Below are 14606 nucleotides of genomic sequence, written 5' to 3'. Positions count from 1 at the left end.
TTTGAGAAATAAAAAGGCATGCTGACTTGGTATAACTTCTTTTAAAAGATGCAATACTCAAAAAACTATAAACTCCGCCTATCAAGTTTAAACTACGATGTTTAATTCTGACGGAGGCGGAGGTAATTCTTTTAAATTTGTAAATTCTTTTCCTGAATCTTCGACTTTGGTTGAAGTTACGCCAATCGAAGCGGTAACCCACTGAAAAAACTTTCCTATACTCGCACTATCAGCTGTATCAAGACTTACTACATTCTCTGTGATTCTTTTCAAAATTGCAGCATCTGCTCCTCCACCTGCAGCACAGGCAACTGTAAAAGCAATTTTTGCTTTTTTAAATTCTTCCAATCCGCTTTCCCAATTGTCTGTTGGAATCCCGTCAGTCATTATAAATACCAATGGTTTCCAGTCCCCTTTTTGCTCTGTTGTTGTTTGCGCAACTTCAGTTGTTATTTTATTAGCGGTCAGTCTTAATGCTTCTCCCAGCGAAGTCACACCGGTTGCTTTAAGATCGACCATTTGAAAAGAAGCCAAATCAGTTAGCGGAATAATTTGCTGCGCTGTAGTATCGAAAGTAATCACACTTAGAAAAGCAGTTTCAATCGCCTGAGGATTTTGTCTTAACGAACTAATCATCATCTGAACGCCATTTTTAACAGCTTCAATTGGCTCTCCGGTCATTGAACCCGATGTGTCTATTAATAAGTATACAGGCAGTCTTCTCATGGTTGTTATTTTTATACAGGAATATTGTAAACTGGAGTTTCGGTATTTCCACTACCCTGGTTTGAGCTTTCAACACCATTAATATTGTAAGAGCTGGTATTAGCTTCCGGATCATGCTGGGTTAAATGACTCATAATCTCTAAAGTGAGATCTTTACCTCCTACAATATGGTGGTAGGCAGAACCTATAGTATAAATAGGCCCCCATGGGAATCCCCACCAGCCAACAATTAAGTTTAGAAAAACAAAACCATACGAATACTTAAAAGTATTTTCATCTGCCTTAATGAAATAAATATCAGAACTTCTTTTTAAAGTCATTAATATAAATGATATTGTGTATGGAAATACAACAAACTTACCTCCTTGCTGAACCATGTCCCGAATCTGCGAAACGCTTAGTCCTTCTATATTTTTGATCTGCATTACAGGTAAGACTGAACGATTTTATGAATAGTCTGACCTAGAAAGGTATCATCTGTAGGGTCACCAATGGCACTGAACTTCCATTCACCATTACGCTTGTATAATTTCCCCATAATGATAGAGCGTTTGTTCACATATTGAGCTTCAGCAGAAACATTATAAGATGCAAATTCTGAAGCTACTCTCGTTGGTGTACCCTCATACATTCTGATTTTTGCATATGGAATCTGAGAGAAATCTTCTTTTCCTGCATTATTTAAAAAGAAAAATATCTGATTAACTTTGGCATCAACTTTAGAAAGGTCCACGGTAATAATTTCATTATCCAAACCGTCATCACCGCCTGTATCTCCGGCAAGATCATCGCCAGTGTGTTTTAGAGCTCCGTCAACACTTACTAATTTACCTTTTGGTAAACCAAACTGCTGTAATACCTCGACTCTGTACAATGGAGAATATAAATGATCACAAAGTTTGTTTTGGTCATCAATAAGTACACAGCTTAAATCTAAGTCTACTTCTGTTACATTTTTTGATAATCCTAAAAATCCTTTTGTTTCAATTGCACCCCAGTTTACACCGACGCAAAAATTGGTTAATGTTTCACCGCTTGATTTTCGCAAATCAATTTTTTGTCCTTTGGTTAAGTTAATTGCCATACTTTTTAATTGGTTTTAAATTAGTTATATTTATTCAAATAATCTTGTAAGCCACCTTTCATTCCTATACCAACTGCTTCAAATTTCCACTCGTTGTTTCTTTTATAGATTCTTCCAAATTCTACTGCAGTTTCAATAGAAAAATCCTCATCCAACTCATACTTAACCAATTCAGTATTTGTCTGATCCAGAATTCTGATGAATGAATTTCTGATTTGTCCAAAGTTCTGTCTTTTGGTATCTGCCTGGTGAATAGTTACTACGAAAGAAATTTCGTGAACATCCGGAGAGATTACCGATAGATCAATCTGGATTTTTTCATCATCACCATCACCATCACCGGTTAAATTATCTCCTGCATGAACTACTGCCCCATCAGGTGATTTTAAATTATTGTAATAAACAAAATGGTTATCATTCGGAATTTTTCCGTTTGCACCAACTAAAAATACCGAAGCATCTACATCAAAACTTGATCCTGTGTTGCTTGAATTACTATCCCATCCAAGACCTACAGTAAATTTTGGTGCATCTATACTCTGTCTTTGTCCTTTTTCTAAGTTAATTGCCATTTTATATTTTTAATTAATATTTATATTCAACATTGTTTTTAAAATATTGGTTTGTTCATCAACATTTTGTAATTCTTCCAGAAAATCTACCGATGAAATTTTTTCATGATATTCCCTTAATACTTCCAAAACGTTTTCCGGCAACGTTGTTTTTAAGACACTAAGTTCTCTTTTCAATTCTGCATTTTTATTTTTCAAACCTCTTATAATTTCTTCTTTTGCAGATCCGTTTTTTGAAATATCAATATCTTTTACATCTTCTTCGTTCAAAAAATAAAATGATTTCTCATTCGCTACAAAAACAAATTTATCGTTAGAATCCCTAAACTCATAAACTTCAATTATTTCATTATTACAAACCAGTCCGCAGGAAAACTTAATTTTAAACTTTAAAATGTTAAGACGACCTAAAAGTTTTTTTTCAAATTTAGCATGTGGATTTTCATATACACTTTTATTTAACTGTGAAAGCCTTTCGTACTGGTCAATTGTTATTTCCCTGTAATATTCTGCCTGAACACTTTGAGAAAAAGTCATTAAATCATTCCAATTAAAAAAAACATCTTTTTCAGAAACAAATAACTGATAGAGTTCTTCTATCTTTCTGGACATATTTTGAGCGTGAAGCTGCATTTGTTTAGCAAACTTACTCTCTCCTATTTCCAGTTTTAATTTTGATAAAATATCTTCATTAATATATATTTCATCACTGATTAAAACATATTGCTGTTCTTTTGATTTTTTAATTTTTTGAAACAAATCAATGAGACTGCTTGTAAACTGAATATGAAAGAGCTCTAATTTATTAATATCTAATATCCGGTTCTTTTCAAAAAGAGTATGAATGATTTTTGTCCTTACCAGAATGCCGACCAGATCCTTGTGGTTAAAGAAATTGGATAACAATTCTAAAACCACAAGTTTTCTGTTACTGTCTTTTATTATTTGAAGATACCTTTCTTCTTCTTCCTCCTGCATTTATCTAATTTCCAATATTCAATTTCTGTAAATTTTCTAGCTTACAACGCCTTTTTTTAATTCCTGTTCCAGACTTTGTAAACCTGCGTCCAGCTGTCTTCTTGTTTCTGTACCCTGATCGTGAATTTGTTTTACTTCTGTCAAAGTATCTATTAATGATTTGGTTGTCATTTTTAGCGTTTCCAGAGAAACAATAGTGTTTTCGTTTTCTCTGGCAACTTCAATACTATTTTGTTTTAGCATTTCTGCATTTTTCTGCAAAATCGTATTAGTTGTTTCAGAAACTCTACGCTGAACTTCAATATTCTGTTTTTGTCTTTGTAATGCTACGGCTAGGGTAAGCTGGTTTTTCCATACCGGCATTGTAGTAGTCAAAATGGACTGTGCTTTCTCCGCGATAGAAGTATTATTATTTTGCACTACTCTAATCTGCGCAAGTGACTGCAACATTATAAAACGAACAATCTTCATATCAGCCAGGCGCTTGTCCAGCCTGTTAATGAAAGTTCTCTTATCAGAAATCTGGTAATCCTGATACTGAGCACTGTTTCCTTCCATTACGGCAAGTTCTTCATTTAATTCCTTAAAACGAATCTGTCCTGCTATGATATGCTTTTCCATTTCCTTAATCAGATTCACATTACCGTCAAACATGGTCTGAAGGGCACTGTTATCTTTGACAGAATTAATCATTCCTGCTTTAACCTTATTACTGATTTTTTCAATATTTACAGTAATTCGATCATATTCCTGGAATAATTTTTTTACATCGACAATTAACTTATTGAGTAATGGAATTTTAGAAATGAATCTTTTAAACGGACCTTGATCTAACTGATCAACATCTACATAATTCAATTCAGTAAGCAGGTCGTTAATCAAAGTTCCTACCTCTCCCGAATTATAAGTTCTAACATTTGTTAAGAAAGTATCACTCTGTTTCGCAATAGAGTTTTGAATTTCGGCACCATAATTCAGAATTGAATTGGCGTCATTCTCGTTTAACTGACTAGAAATAGATTTGTAATTATTTACATCAGCTTCAGTAATCGAAGCTAAATTTACATTTCCGTCTTTATCAATTAAAGCAGAATTCTCCTGAGTAACTAATTGATTTTCTGACATGACTATAAGTGATTCTGTTGAATTGTTACAATTGTCTGTTCAAGTTTCTTATCATTTGTTGGTACACCCACTGCACTAAATTTCCATTCGTCGTTTCTCTTATAGAAAACGCCTAAAACCATAGAAACGTTTCCGGCGAAAGTTGCATCATTTGCAACATCAAAACGTGCAAATTCCTGAGTCACTCTTGTTGGAGTTCCTTCATAAATACGAATAGAAGCAAATGGAATATCTTTAAAATCCTGGCCTCTGAAACTGTTTATAAAAAATGCAACGTGATTTGCTGCCGGTGTTAATTGAGTAAAATCTAAAGTGATAACTTCATTATCCAATCCGTCATCTCCATTTAAATCTCCTGTCAAATCATCTCCACTATGTTTAATAGCACGATCACTCGAAATTAATTTTCTAAAGTTTACTGAATCAATGTGATTTTTTTTATCATCATAAACCGCACAGCTCGCATCTAAATCTACAGCTTCTTTTTTTGTACCAAAGAATCCCTTTTTTTCAATTGCTCCCCAGTTTACTCCAACACAAATATTTTGTAATTTTGTACCGTTACTTTTTTCAAGATTTATACGTTGTCCTTTTTCTAAATTAATTGCCATATCTTAGTTATATTTATTTAAGTAATCTTCTAATCCGCCTTTCATACCCACACCCTTTGCTTCAAATTTCCATTGACCGTCTTTATTGTAAATCCTTCCAAATTCAACCGCTGTTTCTATGGAGAAATCTTCTTCTAATTCATATTTAACCATTTCAGTATTATTGCTGTCGTCTACAATTCTGATGAATGAATTTCTAACTTGCCCAAAATTTTGTTTTCTGTTTACAGCATCGTGAATGGTAACCACAATACAAATTTCTTTTACAGAAGGATTAATTTTGGTCAGATCAATTTTTACTTGCTCATCATCTCCGTCACCATCACCTGTCAGGTTATCTCCTGTATGAATAACAGCTTCATCCGGAGATTTTAGATTATTGTAAAAAACAAAATGAGAGTCAGATAAAATTTTTCCGTTATCTCCAAGAATAAAAACAGAGGCATCAAGATCAAAACCCGAACCTGTACTGCTGTTATTAGTGTCCCATCCTAAACCAATAGTAAATTTTGGTGCATTTATATTCTCTCTTTGTCCTTTTTGCAAATTGATAGCCATAGTCTAATCTATTTTTATTACGTTAATATTCTTTTTATACTCTAAAATCTGATGGTAATTATTACTTATTGCAAGATGAAATAGTTCATTGCTTTTTTTTCTTGAAATATTAGATATCAAAAATGCAAATTGTTTATCATCAAGGCTTAAAATAAATTTTACGATTCGTGTATTGTATTGAAAATCTTCGCTATTCACTATAGAAACGATATCTTCTACATTTTTTACAGCAAAATAATTATAGTGATTTTCTATTTTCGGATGAATGTCTTTGTTTACTAATTCTGCAAAATATACGAACACAAAATCTCCTTTGACATCATATTGATCCAGGATTTTATTTACAGTATGTTCATGACTCCCTGTTATTTTAATATCATCCACAAATATGCAAAGCTTACCTTCGATAAAATTACGGTCTATATAATAGGTGTCATTCGAAATTAGTTTAACCCGCTGTTCAAAATCCAAATTTCCATAATCTGTTACATAGGTCTGATTTCTGTAAATTTTAGATTCAATACAGGCTTTTTTACCATTTTTAAACAAGAAACTGTTAAGCTCTTTTTTAAAATAATAACATAAAAAGTTGGATGCTGTTGGAATAGATAAGTAAGGACTCGGCAGGATTACAATCTCTTTTTCAGATAAAATTATATCTTTAAATTGCTTAACAAAACCGTCAAAGAGCTCTTCCGCGAATTTTTCTGCGTAGAATTTATCTCCAAATTTAAACCTGCTATATTCTGGTTCCTCAAAAGGGCAGTTATCTTTTTCTGTTATTTTATGTAAACTGTAACTTTTATTCACTTTTATATTTTTAAGAGATGAGCATTAAAACCAAATTTCAAAGCTCCGTTGTAATCGGCAATACTATTATCGCCAATATGCAAAATATCTTTTTTCTCTACTTTTTTAAATTTATTAATTTCATCAAATACTAATTGATAAATCTCTGTATTTGGTTTAGAAAATCCAACTTCATCAGAGTAAATCTGAAACTTAAAATAATCAATCAAACCGTAATATTTTAATAGCTTTTGTAATGTAAACCCTTTAATGAAACCTGTATTACTTAAAACGCTGATTGTTTTACCTTGATTAGTAATATCATCAAACATTTTTTGAATATCAGTAAAAATTAAAACTGGTTTATATTCTAAAAACAATTCCTCAGTATGATTGTAAAACTGAGATAGCTTATCTGTTCCATATCTTCTAAGATCTACATTTAAAGCTCCTAAAATTAAATAATATATTTCGTATGTTTCTATATTTAACCCTGTGTTTTCGTTAATATTATTGCACAGAACGTCATAATACCTTACAACTTCATTTACTTTTTCAATTGATTGATCAATTTCAAAAAAATCCCTAAACAATAAATTTCTTTTTTGTTTAAATTCAGGATTCGATTTTATTAATGTAAGCCACAGGTCAAAAGAAAGATGGCTGTAATTTTCATAATTTATTTTCAATAGTATTTATTTTAGTCGGTAATATTATTTCAGAGTACATCAATCAAGCTGAAAACTCAAAAATGATTCACTAAAGCAGTTTAACAATATTAAATTTTATGTTTTTTCCCAGGAAATAAATAAAATTATGAATATGTTAAATGAGTAAACTATTCTAAAGCTAATCTTATTTAATTATTTCTCCAGAATAATACTTTTCCAGAAAGAAACCTAAATCTGCTCGGTAACCAATCCCAGATGCTTCAAATCTCCAATTACCATTGCGTTTATATAACCTTCCAAACTCTACGCCGGTTTCAATAGAAAAGTCTTCATCTAATTCATATTTCGCAATTTCCTGACCGTTGGCATCATCGACAATTCTTATATATGAATTTCTAACTTGTCCGAAGTTTTGTTTTCTCCTCTCAAAATCTTCAATTGTAACTACAAAAAGAATTTCTTCTACAGCATTTTCAATTTTACTAAGATCTACTTTTATTGCTTCATCATCATCTCCGTCACTATTACCTCCCGTTGGATCATCCCCTGTATGCTCTAATGCACCATCAGGAGAAGAAAGGTTATTATAGAAAACAAAATAATTTTCCCCTAAAAGTTTTCTGTTTGAATTTATCATGATTGCTGAAGCATCTAAATCAAACTCATGTCCGGTACCCTCATTTGGATCCCATCCTAACCCAACTGTAATCTTCGATAAACCAATATCAATTTTCTGACCTTTTTGTAAATTTATTGCCATTACAATATCCAATTAGATTTTTAAACTATACAATGATACGAAAAAGCAAATTATTTAAAAACGGCGACTCTGTTAAAAGCTAAATATTTATCAACAAAATAAAAAAATATCCTACTAATTTAAAAAGCTTTTTGTATATTATAAAAAATCTGTCTTTAACAAAATAATACATTAAAAACAACAATTTTTGAAGAGTTAATACAAATAGTCTGAGAAACTAAATCAATATCTTATCTTTACATCCCATCATTTTTAATAACCGCACAATTATAAATAGCATATGATTATATGCAGTTTAAAAAATATAAAGTTCATACAATGATTAAAAAAGGATCCAAAATAAATAGTATTTTAACAGGAAGCTGTCCAAGGTGTCAAAATGAAAGTATGTATCTAGACAAAAACCCACTTCATCTTTCTAAAGTTCTAAAAATGAATGAAAATTGCAGTCATTGCGGACTAAAATACCATCTGGAGCCCTCTTTTTTTTACGGCGCAATGTATGTAAGTTATGGATTAAATGTAGGTATTGGAATTGCAGCGTTTATTGTTTCATTTGTTTTTTTCGAAACAACTATTGAGCAGTCTTTTTTAGCGATTATTATAACTTTAATTGTTTTATTCCCTTTTGTTTTAAGACTCGCCAGAAATTTATATATTAATATGTTCGTTTCGTACAATCCTAAGACCGACCAGAAATAAGAGACTTTAAATATCTCTTATGGAATCTTTTAATATCAGCTTCACGATCGATTGGGTGACCATTTTCGATATGATTAAATAAGTTTTGAGCAAGAGCAGGACCGAGCATTACTCCTCTTGTTCCTAATCCATTAAGGATATGAAGAGATTTATGCACCTCATGCGTTCCAATGAGAGGTCTTCTGTCCGCAACTGTAGGACGTACACCTCCAAAATGTTCTATGATTTCAAAATCACAGGTAATAATCTCTTTGATACGCTCTAAAAGTTCCTGTTTCCCCTCCTCCGTAGGCCCAGAAGTTTTATCATGCCAGCTGTAAGTTGCTCCAACTTTGAACAAATTGTCTCCTAATGGCAAAATAAAAACACTTGTATTTACGATTACATCGAGACTCAAATTTGGTGCTCTAATTATAAACAACTCCCCTTTTGTACCATCAAGAGGAAGATAATTAAAAAAAGGATTGTTATGTAATCCAAAGCCTTCCGCAAAAATGATGTGTCTGGCTTTAATATCTTTATATTGAATCCCAAAATCTAAAAACTTAATACAATCGTTCTCAAAAGACTCTTCACGTAGCAAATTATTTTGATGCAGATATTCTTTATATTTGACTAATAACAAAGCCGTATCAACATAACCTGTGTGCAAAACTTCACCATAATCATAGGGAGAATCAATACCAGCAAACTTTTTAAATATTAGATCTGTAGATAAAAAAGGAGCTAAATTTACTTTATCAGAAGCAGCAAACCAGTTATTCTGCTCTTCAATAGAAAAAAACTTTCTTAAAACAGGCATTTTAAAATTGAATTTCTCATTTAATTTATTTTCCACCTGATCATAAAACACATTCATTAGAATCAATTGCTCTTTTGCATTCCAGACTTCACTAAAACGTTTCAAAATTACAGGATTATACAAGCCTCCGGCAACCTTTGATGAATTTTGTGATTTATCATCAATAAATAAAATGGTTTTATTGTTTTTAAGCGCAACTTCAGCAAAAGAAATTCCGGCAAGTCCACATCCGACAATTAAATAATCAAGCATTAACATATGAGATATAAAATAAAAAACTCTTGCTACAAAGGTAGCAAGAGTTTTTCTTATAATATAATGTTGACACTTAGTAGTTCCACATATCCTGTTCAAAATTACGAATCTTTTCTTTAACTCTTTCAGATTCTAATAATTGGTTTTGTGCGTTGTCTTTCATATATTCTTTGATCTCACGATCTCCGTACATATTCTCTTCTTTATACACTACAGCATTAAAACGTCTTGAATTTAAGATTTGATCAAATGAAATTGGAAGTGCTGAATTACTGTCGTTGAAAGCTTTTGCTTCATGCAATGCTGTTCTTGAGTTAGGATAGAAAATCCAAAATAATTCAATATAATCCTTTTCATCACTGTTCATAGTATAAACATCAGGAGTTACCGGACAAATTCCAAGTAAACGATATTTCAGTTCACTTTGACGTTTATCAAAATACCAATAACCTTTTATTTTATACTGAGAAACATCAGCTGCTGTAAGATCTTGTTTCAAAATATATTCTGAAGGAACTGTTCTCGTAGGACCAACCACTTCATCAACATAAGTAACTACTTTCTTTTTACCAGTACCAGTAACTACCTTTTTCTTAACAATACGAGATTTGTAATCATCAGGATATTGGTTAATCAGTTCTCTACCAGCATCGGTTGTATCAATACGCGACAATGATCCTTCGATGTCTTTCAAAGATTTTTTTGTATTAAAATAACTATCAGCATAAACTTCCGTTATCTTGCCGTTTTTCATAGCTTTCGTCAAAACGTCATAAAGAGAACGTCTGTCAGCTCCAATATTAGCCGTATCTACAGGAAAATATAATGGGAAATTGATTTTTTCATTCAAATCAATAATTTCCCAAGTAGTTTTCCCCATTAATACATCTCTATCATCAACATAGCCATAAGCCAAAGGCTTATCATTGTCTGAGATAAGCTGCGCAGGAGTTTTAAGTCCTATCTGATCAGGTGTCTTCGCATTAAGCAAGTTAGATTGTGCATTAGAAGTATAACTTCCAGCGATAGAAACAACAGCTATTAAAAAATTTCTTACTTTCATCATGATATCATTATAAGATATTGAACGTAGTTTTACCTACTTTATTATTGTATTTCGTAAATTACCGGAGCAGTTCTTGGCAATAAATAACTTCCAGCTCCAACAAGTTTTGTTTTAATTTCAGAAATAGTAACCTGATCTCCTCTACCTGCCTTAGAAAGTACTGATTTACATTGTGCATTTAATCTGTTACCATTTACAACAACTGTAGGCTGTCCTGCAATTTTTAAATTAAATCCAACAACATCTAAACCAACTTCAAAATCGAAATCAAGTAATTTAGCTCCAATTGTAGCAATTTCTAAGTTTGATTTAGGCCCTTTAACAACTCCCATCTCACCTCTAATTGTACCTGTTGGACCAGGAATACCTTTAATTCTGAATGTCTTCTTATCTGTAACTTTATCTCCATTTGGCAAAGTACCTGTAACAGAAATAGTAGTTTCTGTACCAGAACCTGGACTCATGTTATATTTACCTGGTTTACCAGCAGAATTTAATCCAGGTGCGCTTGCTACAATTTTATTAGCATCAACCCCAGCAAATGAAACTGAAATTGGGTTAACAACACCTCTGTAAACTACATTCATCTTATCTGCAGAGATTGTAGCAGAGTTTGGTCTTGGGACTACAACATACTTCCCAGAAAATTTAAGTGGAATATTTTTTCCATCCTCTAAGAATGTAAATTGACCATTAATATCTTGTTCTCCAACACCACCAGCAGTTAATGAGATAACAGCTTGTCCGTTTACAATTTGCCCAGGACCTTGGAATGAAGTTGGCTTAGTATTTTCGTCATAACGACCTAAAACTACTTTACCAGTTACTTTTTCACCTTGGAAATAAGCGTTTTTATCCAAAACAACAATTGCCTGATAATTACTATAAGAAGCTGTGGCAACAGCAGCTTTTCCTAAAGCATAGTTATAAACATCAGTTTCTGCTTTCTGAACATCATTTTGCCAAGCTGAAAGCTTAGCCAATGAAGCTACTGCAGGAAAGCCCTTAAAGTGGTAAGATAAATATTTATCTTTCAAACCTTCTTTATTAGCAACATCAGAAACATCAAATTTCTTTTCAATTTCTGCAACAATAGCAGCATATTTTTTATCTGCCAATGCGGCTTTCATATCAGCTTTATACTTTTCAATTTTAGAAATTATTTCATTTCCTTTTGCAGTATATCCTTCTCCTGTAAACCAATTATCGATATTGTCACCTTTGTCCATTGCCTCATACGGCAATTTCCCTGTTTCTTTATCTGTTTCAAAGCCTTTTAAAACATCACCTTTTAAACTACCGATGTATGCATAAAATTCCTTTGAAGCCGCTTCAACTTTATGAGCAGTAACCGCAGCAGCAGCAAATTCTCCTTTAGCTTCTGCAGCTTTTTGATCTAAAGCACTTAACAATCCAGCATTTGACTGCTCTGAAGATGTATTTGCGCTTTCAAATTTTTCATTCATTAATCCAAAAGCAGATAAAACTTCTTTGGACATGTTCATTGCCAACATTGCGATGAAAACCAGGTACATCAGGTTAATCATCTTCTGTCTAGGGGTTAATTTTCCTCCTGCCATTTTTTTCTAATTAGTTCTTATTAATAATTTAATATATAGTTAAAAACTAATTATCCTTTGTTACTCATTGCAGAAAGCATACCACCATACACATTGTTTAAAGAAGCAATATTAGCAGTCATAGATTGCATTTGCTCTTTTAATTTAGATGCATTCTCAGCGATTTCACTGTTAGCCTGTGCGTTTCTTGAAGCACTTTCTAATTGTACTTTATATAAGCTATTTAATGATTCCATTTGTGCAGCAGCCATAGACAATTCTTCAGCATATTTCTTTTGTCCTGCAATAGAATCCACAGTTGGAGAAATTGCTTTTGCAGCTCCTTCAAAGTTTTTAATACTGTTTCCTAAGCTTGACATTAATTCACCGTCAATTTTAGCTTCCTTAAGCATTGCATCTAATTTTTGAGACAACAATCCCTGAGCATCAGTTGGAGTTTCAACTTTATCTGCTTTCTTTTTTGGCTGTCCATTTGCTAATTCAGGATACACAAGTGTCCAGTCTAATTCATCTTCTACAGGTTCGAAAGCTGATAATGCAAAAATTAACGCTTCAGTAACTAATCCGATTGAAAGCATCAGTGTACCAGTTAAAGGTCCAATCTCAAAGTGAGTAATTTTGAATAATGCTCCAATAATTACTACTGCCGCTCCCATACCATAAGCGAAATTCATTGCTTTTTTACTTAATAATGCCATAATAATACTCTTTTTTAGGTTTTAATTGAAATAGATTTGGTGTTATAATTGAATTTAATTTACTTTTTACTTCCGGTTGCCTGAGTTCCCATATAATCCTGTACGGTTCTGAATCCTATGTAACTTCTTGCTGAATCTGCATATTCATGGTCACGTGTTCCTACTTGCAAAAAGTATGCTACATCTTTCCAAGAACCTCCACGAACAACTTTTCTTTGATTGTTTCCATCAATCACATTTGGATTCATGGTAGAAACATATTCGTATGCATTTGGATTATAAGCAGAATCTGTCCACTCTGAAACGTTTCCTGCCATATTATACAAACCATAACCATTCATTTCATATGATTTCGCTTCAACAGTATAAAGAGCTTCATCTGCCGCATAATCTCCTCTGCTTGGCTTAAAATTAGCCATAAAACAACCTCTGTCACTCTTAGTATAAGGACCTCCCCAAGGATAAGTTGCAGATTCCAGACCTCCTCTTGCGGCATATTCCCATTCTGCTTCTGTTGGCAGCCTGAAAGCATTAACTAAGTCACGTCCTTTTTTCTTTGATTTGATATAACTGTTTTTATTCAAAGTTCTCCATGCGCAAAAAGCTTTTGCTTGTTTCCAAGTCACTCCCACTACAGGATAATCTCCGTATGCCTTATGCCAAAAATAATCATTATGCATAGGTTCATTATATGAATAAGCAAAATCCTTAATCCAAACAGCTGTATCAGGATAAATTGGCACTTCTTCTGTTTTTACAAAATCTTTTCTTTTACCAACTTTGGCTTTAGCAGCAGCTTGAATATCCATCCATGAATAACGAAATTTCAGTTTATTCACATCAATTGTTCTTAAACCATTATATGATTCTTCAATTGGCAAATACATAGAATCCATTACTTCAGTATAATACTCATCTGGATAAGCTTTTGTATCTTTTATTAACTTAACTTTTTTATTTAATTTTCTTCCAGCATAAGGATCATCTTTTGTTCCTACACTATAGTAATTATCATACATATATTTATCATAAGCCGTCATTTTTTCAGGCTCTGAATCATTAAATGCATAATCAGCAATACTACCGGCATTTTTACCTTTTCCAGTCCCACCCGTTGATTTCTGACCAGTCTCATCGGCCAAAATAGCTAAACGAACTCTCATTGTAGAATCTTTTACCCATTCTACAAACTGACGATATTCAGAATTTGTAATTTCTGTTTCATCCATATAGAAAGAACGAACAGTTACAGTTTTAGTAGGAGCATCTTCTACTGCGGCTAAATCACCATCGGATTTACCCATGATAAAAGATCCGCCTGGAATCAAAGTCATTCCATAAGGCTTTTCAGGATGCCATTTTCCTCCTTGCACACCAACTAACTCGCCTTTATCACCGGATTTACCACAGCTAATTACTAGTGTTAACATTGTCGCAAATGCAATAAACTTCTTCATATAAATTTGGGATTTCTATTCATTATTATAAGTCGTAAACGTATTTATTATTTTTTAAAAAAACAATACAATATCTATATTTATTTCAGCGGTCAAAATTAATGTTAAAAAAAATAAAAAAAAAATATTTTATCAAGAAAGAGTTAAAAATAATCACCCTAAAATGCTAAAT

The 14606-nt window shown here is 32.5% G+C and carries 17 protein-coding genes; 1 reads left to right on the top strand and 16 read right to left on the bottom strand.

The genetic code is table 11. The annotated features are described in order from the left end of the window. Positions 1-87: 87 nt before the first annotated feature. From GXM16_RS03710 to GXM16_RS03660, 11 genes are all read right to left on the bottom strand, one after another. Entirely contained in the window at positions 88-726 is a 639-nt protein-coding gene (locus GXM16_RS03710; RefSeq protein WP_163392837.1) for a vWA domain-containing protein, read from the bottom strand. 11 nt (positions 727-737) lie between these two features. Beyond that, positions 738-1151 carry a hypothetical protein gene (locus tag GXM16_RS03705; protein WP_163392835.1) on the bottom strand — a complete coding sequence of 138 codons (414 nt, stop codon included), beginning with the start codon at positions 1149-1151 and terminating at the stop codon, positions 738-740. Continuing rightward, positions 1151-1810, bottom strand: coding sequence for a TerD family protein (locus tag GXM16_RS03700; protein WP_163392833.1), 660 nt, complete (start codon positions 1808-1810; stop codon positions 1151-1153). The genes GXM16_RS03705 and GXM16_RS03700 overlap by 1 nt, the downstream gene beginning before the upstream one ends. 20 nt (positions 1811-1830) lie before the next feature. Beyond that, positions 1831-2382: a TerD family protein gene (locus GXM16_RS03695; protein WP_163392831.1), complete on the bottom strand. Its 552-nt coding sequence runs from the start codon at positions 2380-2382 to the stop codon at positions 1831-1833. A gap of 9 nt (positions 2383-2391) precedes the next feature. After that, a complete protein-coding gene (locus tag GXM16_RS03690; RefSeq protein WP_163392829.1) occupies positions 2392-3360 on the bottom strand; it encodes a hypothetical protein in 969 nt (322 codons plus the stop codon). 36 nt (positions 3361-3396) lie between these two features. Next, complete coding sequence (locus GXM16_RS03685) at positions 3397-4485, bottom strand: toxic anion resistance protein (protein ID WP_163392827.1); 1089 nt, start codon at positions 4483-4485, stop codon at positions 3397-3399. Between the two features lie 2 nt (positions 4486-4487). Next, positions 4488-5096, bottom strand: coding sequence for a TerD family protein (locus GXM16_RS03680; RefSeq protein WP_163392825.1), 609 nt, complete (start codon positions 5094-5096; stop codon positions 4488-4490). Positions 5097-5099: 3 nt separating this feature from the next. Further along, positions 5100-5654 (bottom strand): TerD family protein, encoded by a 555-nt coding sequence (locus GXM16_RS03675; RefSeq protein WP_163392823.1) that lies wholly within the window; start codon positions 5652-5654, stop codon positions 5100-5102. Positions 5655-5657: 3 nt separating this feature from the next. Further along, a complete protein-coding gene (locus GXM16_RS03670; RefSeq protein ID WP_163392821.1) occupies positions 5658-6464 on the bottom strand; it encodes a phosphoribosyltransferase family protein in 807 nt (268 codons plus the stop codon). A gap of 2 nt (positions 6465-6466) precedes the next feature. Then, the gene (locus GXM16_RS03665; protein WP_163392819.1) at positions 6467-7132 is read right to left on the bottom strand and encodes an HAD family hydrolase; all 666 of its coding nucleotides are present in this window, start codon (positions 7130-7132) and stop codon (positions 6467-6469) included. 166 nt (positions 7133-7298) lie between these two features. Next, a complete protein-coding gene (locus GXM16_RS03660; protein WP_163392818.1) occupies positions 7299-7874 on the bottom strand; it encodes a TerD family protein in 576 nt (191 codons plus the stop codon). A gap of 318 nt (positions 7875-8192) precedes the next feature. Between GXM16_RS03660 and GXM16_RS03655 the strand changes: the two genes are divergently transcribed. After that, entirely contained in the window at positions 8193-8576 is a 384-nt protein-coding gene (locus tag GXM16_RS03655) for a DUF983 domain-containing protein (RefSeq protein ID WP_163392816.1), read from the top strand. On the opposite strand, the gene GXM16_RS03650 is transcribed toward GXM16_RS03655, so the two are convergent. The 5 genes from GXM16_RS03650 to porK all read right to left on the bottom strand — a co-directional run bounded on the left by GXM16_RS03650 (position 8557) and on the right by porK (position 14434). Beyond that, the gene (locus tag GXM16_RS03650; protein WP_163392814.1) at positions 8557-9630 is read right to left on the bottom strand and encodes an NAD(P)/FAD-dependent oxidoreductase; all 1074 of its coding nucleotides are present in this window, start codon (positions 9628-9630) and stop codon (positions 8557-8559) included. The genes GXM16_RS03655 and GXM16_RS03650 overlap by 20 nt on opposite strands. Before the next feature lie 76 nt (positions 9631-9706). Further along, the gene (gene porN, locus GXM16_RS03645) at positions 9707-10696 is read right to left on the bottom strand and encodes a type IX secretion system ring subunit PorN/GldN (protein ID WP_163393255.1); all 990 of its coding nucleotides are present in this window, start codon (positions 10694-10696) and stop codon (positions 9707-9709) included. Positions 10697-10740: 44 nt separating this feature from the next. After that, complete coding sequence (gene porM / locus GXM16_RS03640; protein WP_163392812.1) at positions 10741-12279, bottom strand: type IX secretion system motor protein PorM/GldM; 1539 nt, start codon at positions 12277-12279, stop codon at positions 10741-10743. A gap of 50 nt (positions 12280-12329) precedes the next feature. Next, on the bottom strand, positions 12330-12977 hold the full coding sequence (gene porL / locus GXM16_RS03635; RefSeq protein ID WP_163392810.1) for a type IX secretion system motor protein PorL/GldL: 648 nt from the start codon (positions 12975-12977) through the stop codon (positions 12330-12332). Between the two features lie 59 nt (positions 12978-13036). Continuing rightward, the gene (gene porK / locus GXM16_RS03630) at positions 13037-14434 is read right to left on the bottom strand and encodes a T9SS ring complex lipoprotein PorK/GldK (RefSeq protein ID WP_163392807.1); all 1398 of its coding nucleotides are present in this window, start codon (positions 14432-14434) and stop codon (positions 13037-13039) included. Between the last annotated feature and the right edge of the window lie 172 nt (positions 14435-14606).

The organism is Flavobacterium limi (genome assembly GCF_010645075.1).
Taxonomy (GTDB): domain Bacteria; phylum Bacteroidota; class Bacteroidia; order Flavobacteriales; family Flavobacteriaceae; genus Flavobacterium; species Flavobacterium limi.
Note: the sequence above shows the minus strand (reverse complement) of the source record. Positions and strands in the feature narration are given on the sequence as shown.

Excerpts from the sequence above, each read along its gene's own strand:
- GXM16_RS03710 (WP_163392837.1), bottom strand. The coding sequence starts at position 726 with ATGAGAAGACTGCCTGTATACTTATTAATAGACACATCGGGTTCAATG.
- GXM16_RS03705 (WP_163392835.1), bottom strand. The coding sequence starts at position 1,151 with ATGCAGATCAAAAATATAGAAGGACTAAGCGTTTCGCAGATTCGGGAC.
- GXM16_RS03700 (WP_163392833.1), bottom strand. The coding sequence starts at position 1,810 with ATGGCAATTAACTTAACCAAAGGACAAAAAATTGATTTGCGAAAATCA.
- GXM16_RS03695 (WP_163392831.1), bottom strand. The coding sequence starts at position 2,382 with ATGGCAATTAACTTAGAAAAAGGACAAAGACAGAGTATAGATGCACCA.
- GXM16_RS03690 (WP_163392829.1), bottom strand. The coding sequence starts at position 3,360 with ATGCAGGAGGAAGAAGAAGAAAGGTATCTTCAAATAATAAAAGACAGT.
- GXM16_RS03685 (WP_163392827.1), bottom strand. The coding sequence starts at position 4,485 with ATGTCAGAAAATCAATTAGTTACTCAGGAGAATTCTGCTTTAATTGAT.
- GXM16_RS03680 (WP_163392825.1), bottom strand. The coding sequence starts at position 5,096 with ATGGCAATTAATTTAGAAAAAGGACAACGTATAAATCTTGAAAAAAGT.
- GXM16_RS03675 (WP_163392823.1), bottom strand. The coding sequence starts at position 5,654 with ATGGCTATCAATTTGCAAAAAGGACAAAGAGAGAATATAAATGCACCA.
- GXM16_RS03660 (WP_163392818.1), bottom strand. The coding sequence starts at position 7,874 with ATGGCAATAAATTTACAAAAAGGTCAGAAAATTGATATTGGTTTATCG.
- GXM16_RS03655 (WP_163392816.1), top strand. The coding sequence starts at position 8,193 with ATGATTAAAAAAGGATCCAAAATAAATAGTATTTTAACAGGAAGCTGT.
- GXM16_RS03650 (WP_163392814.1), bottom strand. The coding sequence starts at position 9,630 with ATGCTTGATTATTTAATTGTCGGATGTGGACTTGCCGGAATTTCTTTT.
- porN (WP_163393255.1), bottom strand. The coding sequence starts at position 10,696 with ATGAAAGTAAGAAATTTTTTAATAGCTGTTGTTTCTATCGCTGGAAGT.
- porM (WP_163392812.1), bottom strand. The coding sequence starts at position 12,279 with ATGGCAGGAGGAAAATTAACCCCTAGACAGAAGATGATTAACCTGATG.
- porL (WP_163392810.1), bottom strand. The coding sequence starts at position 12,977 with ATGGCATTATTAAGTAAAAAAGCAATGAATTTCGCTTATGGTATGGGA.
- porK (WP_163392807.1), bottom strand. The coding sequence starts at position 14,434 with ATGAAGAAGTTTATTGCATTTGCGACAATGTTAACACTAGTAATTAGC.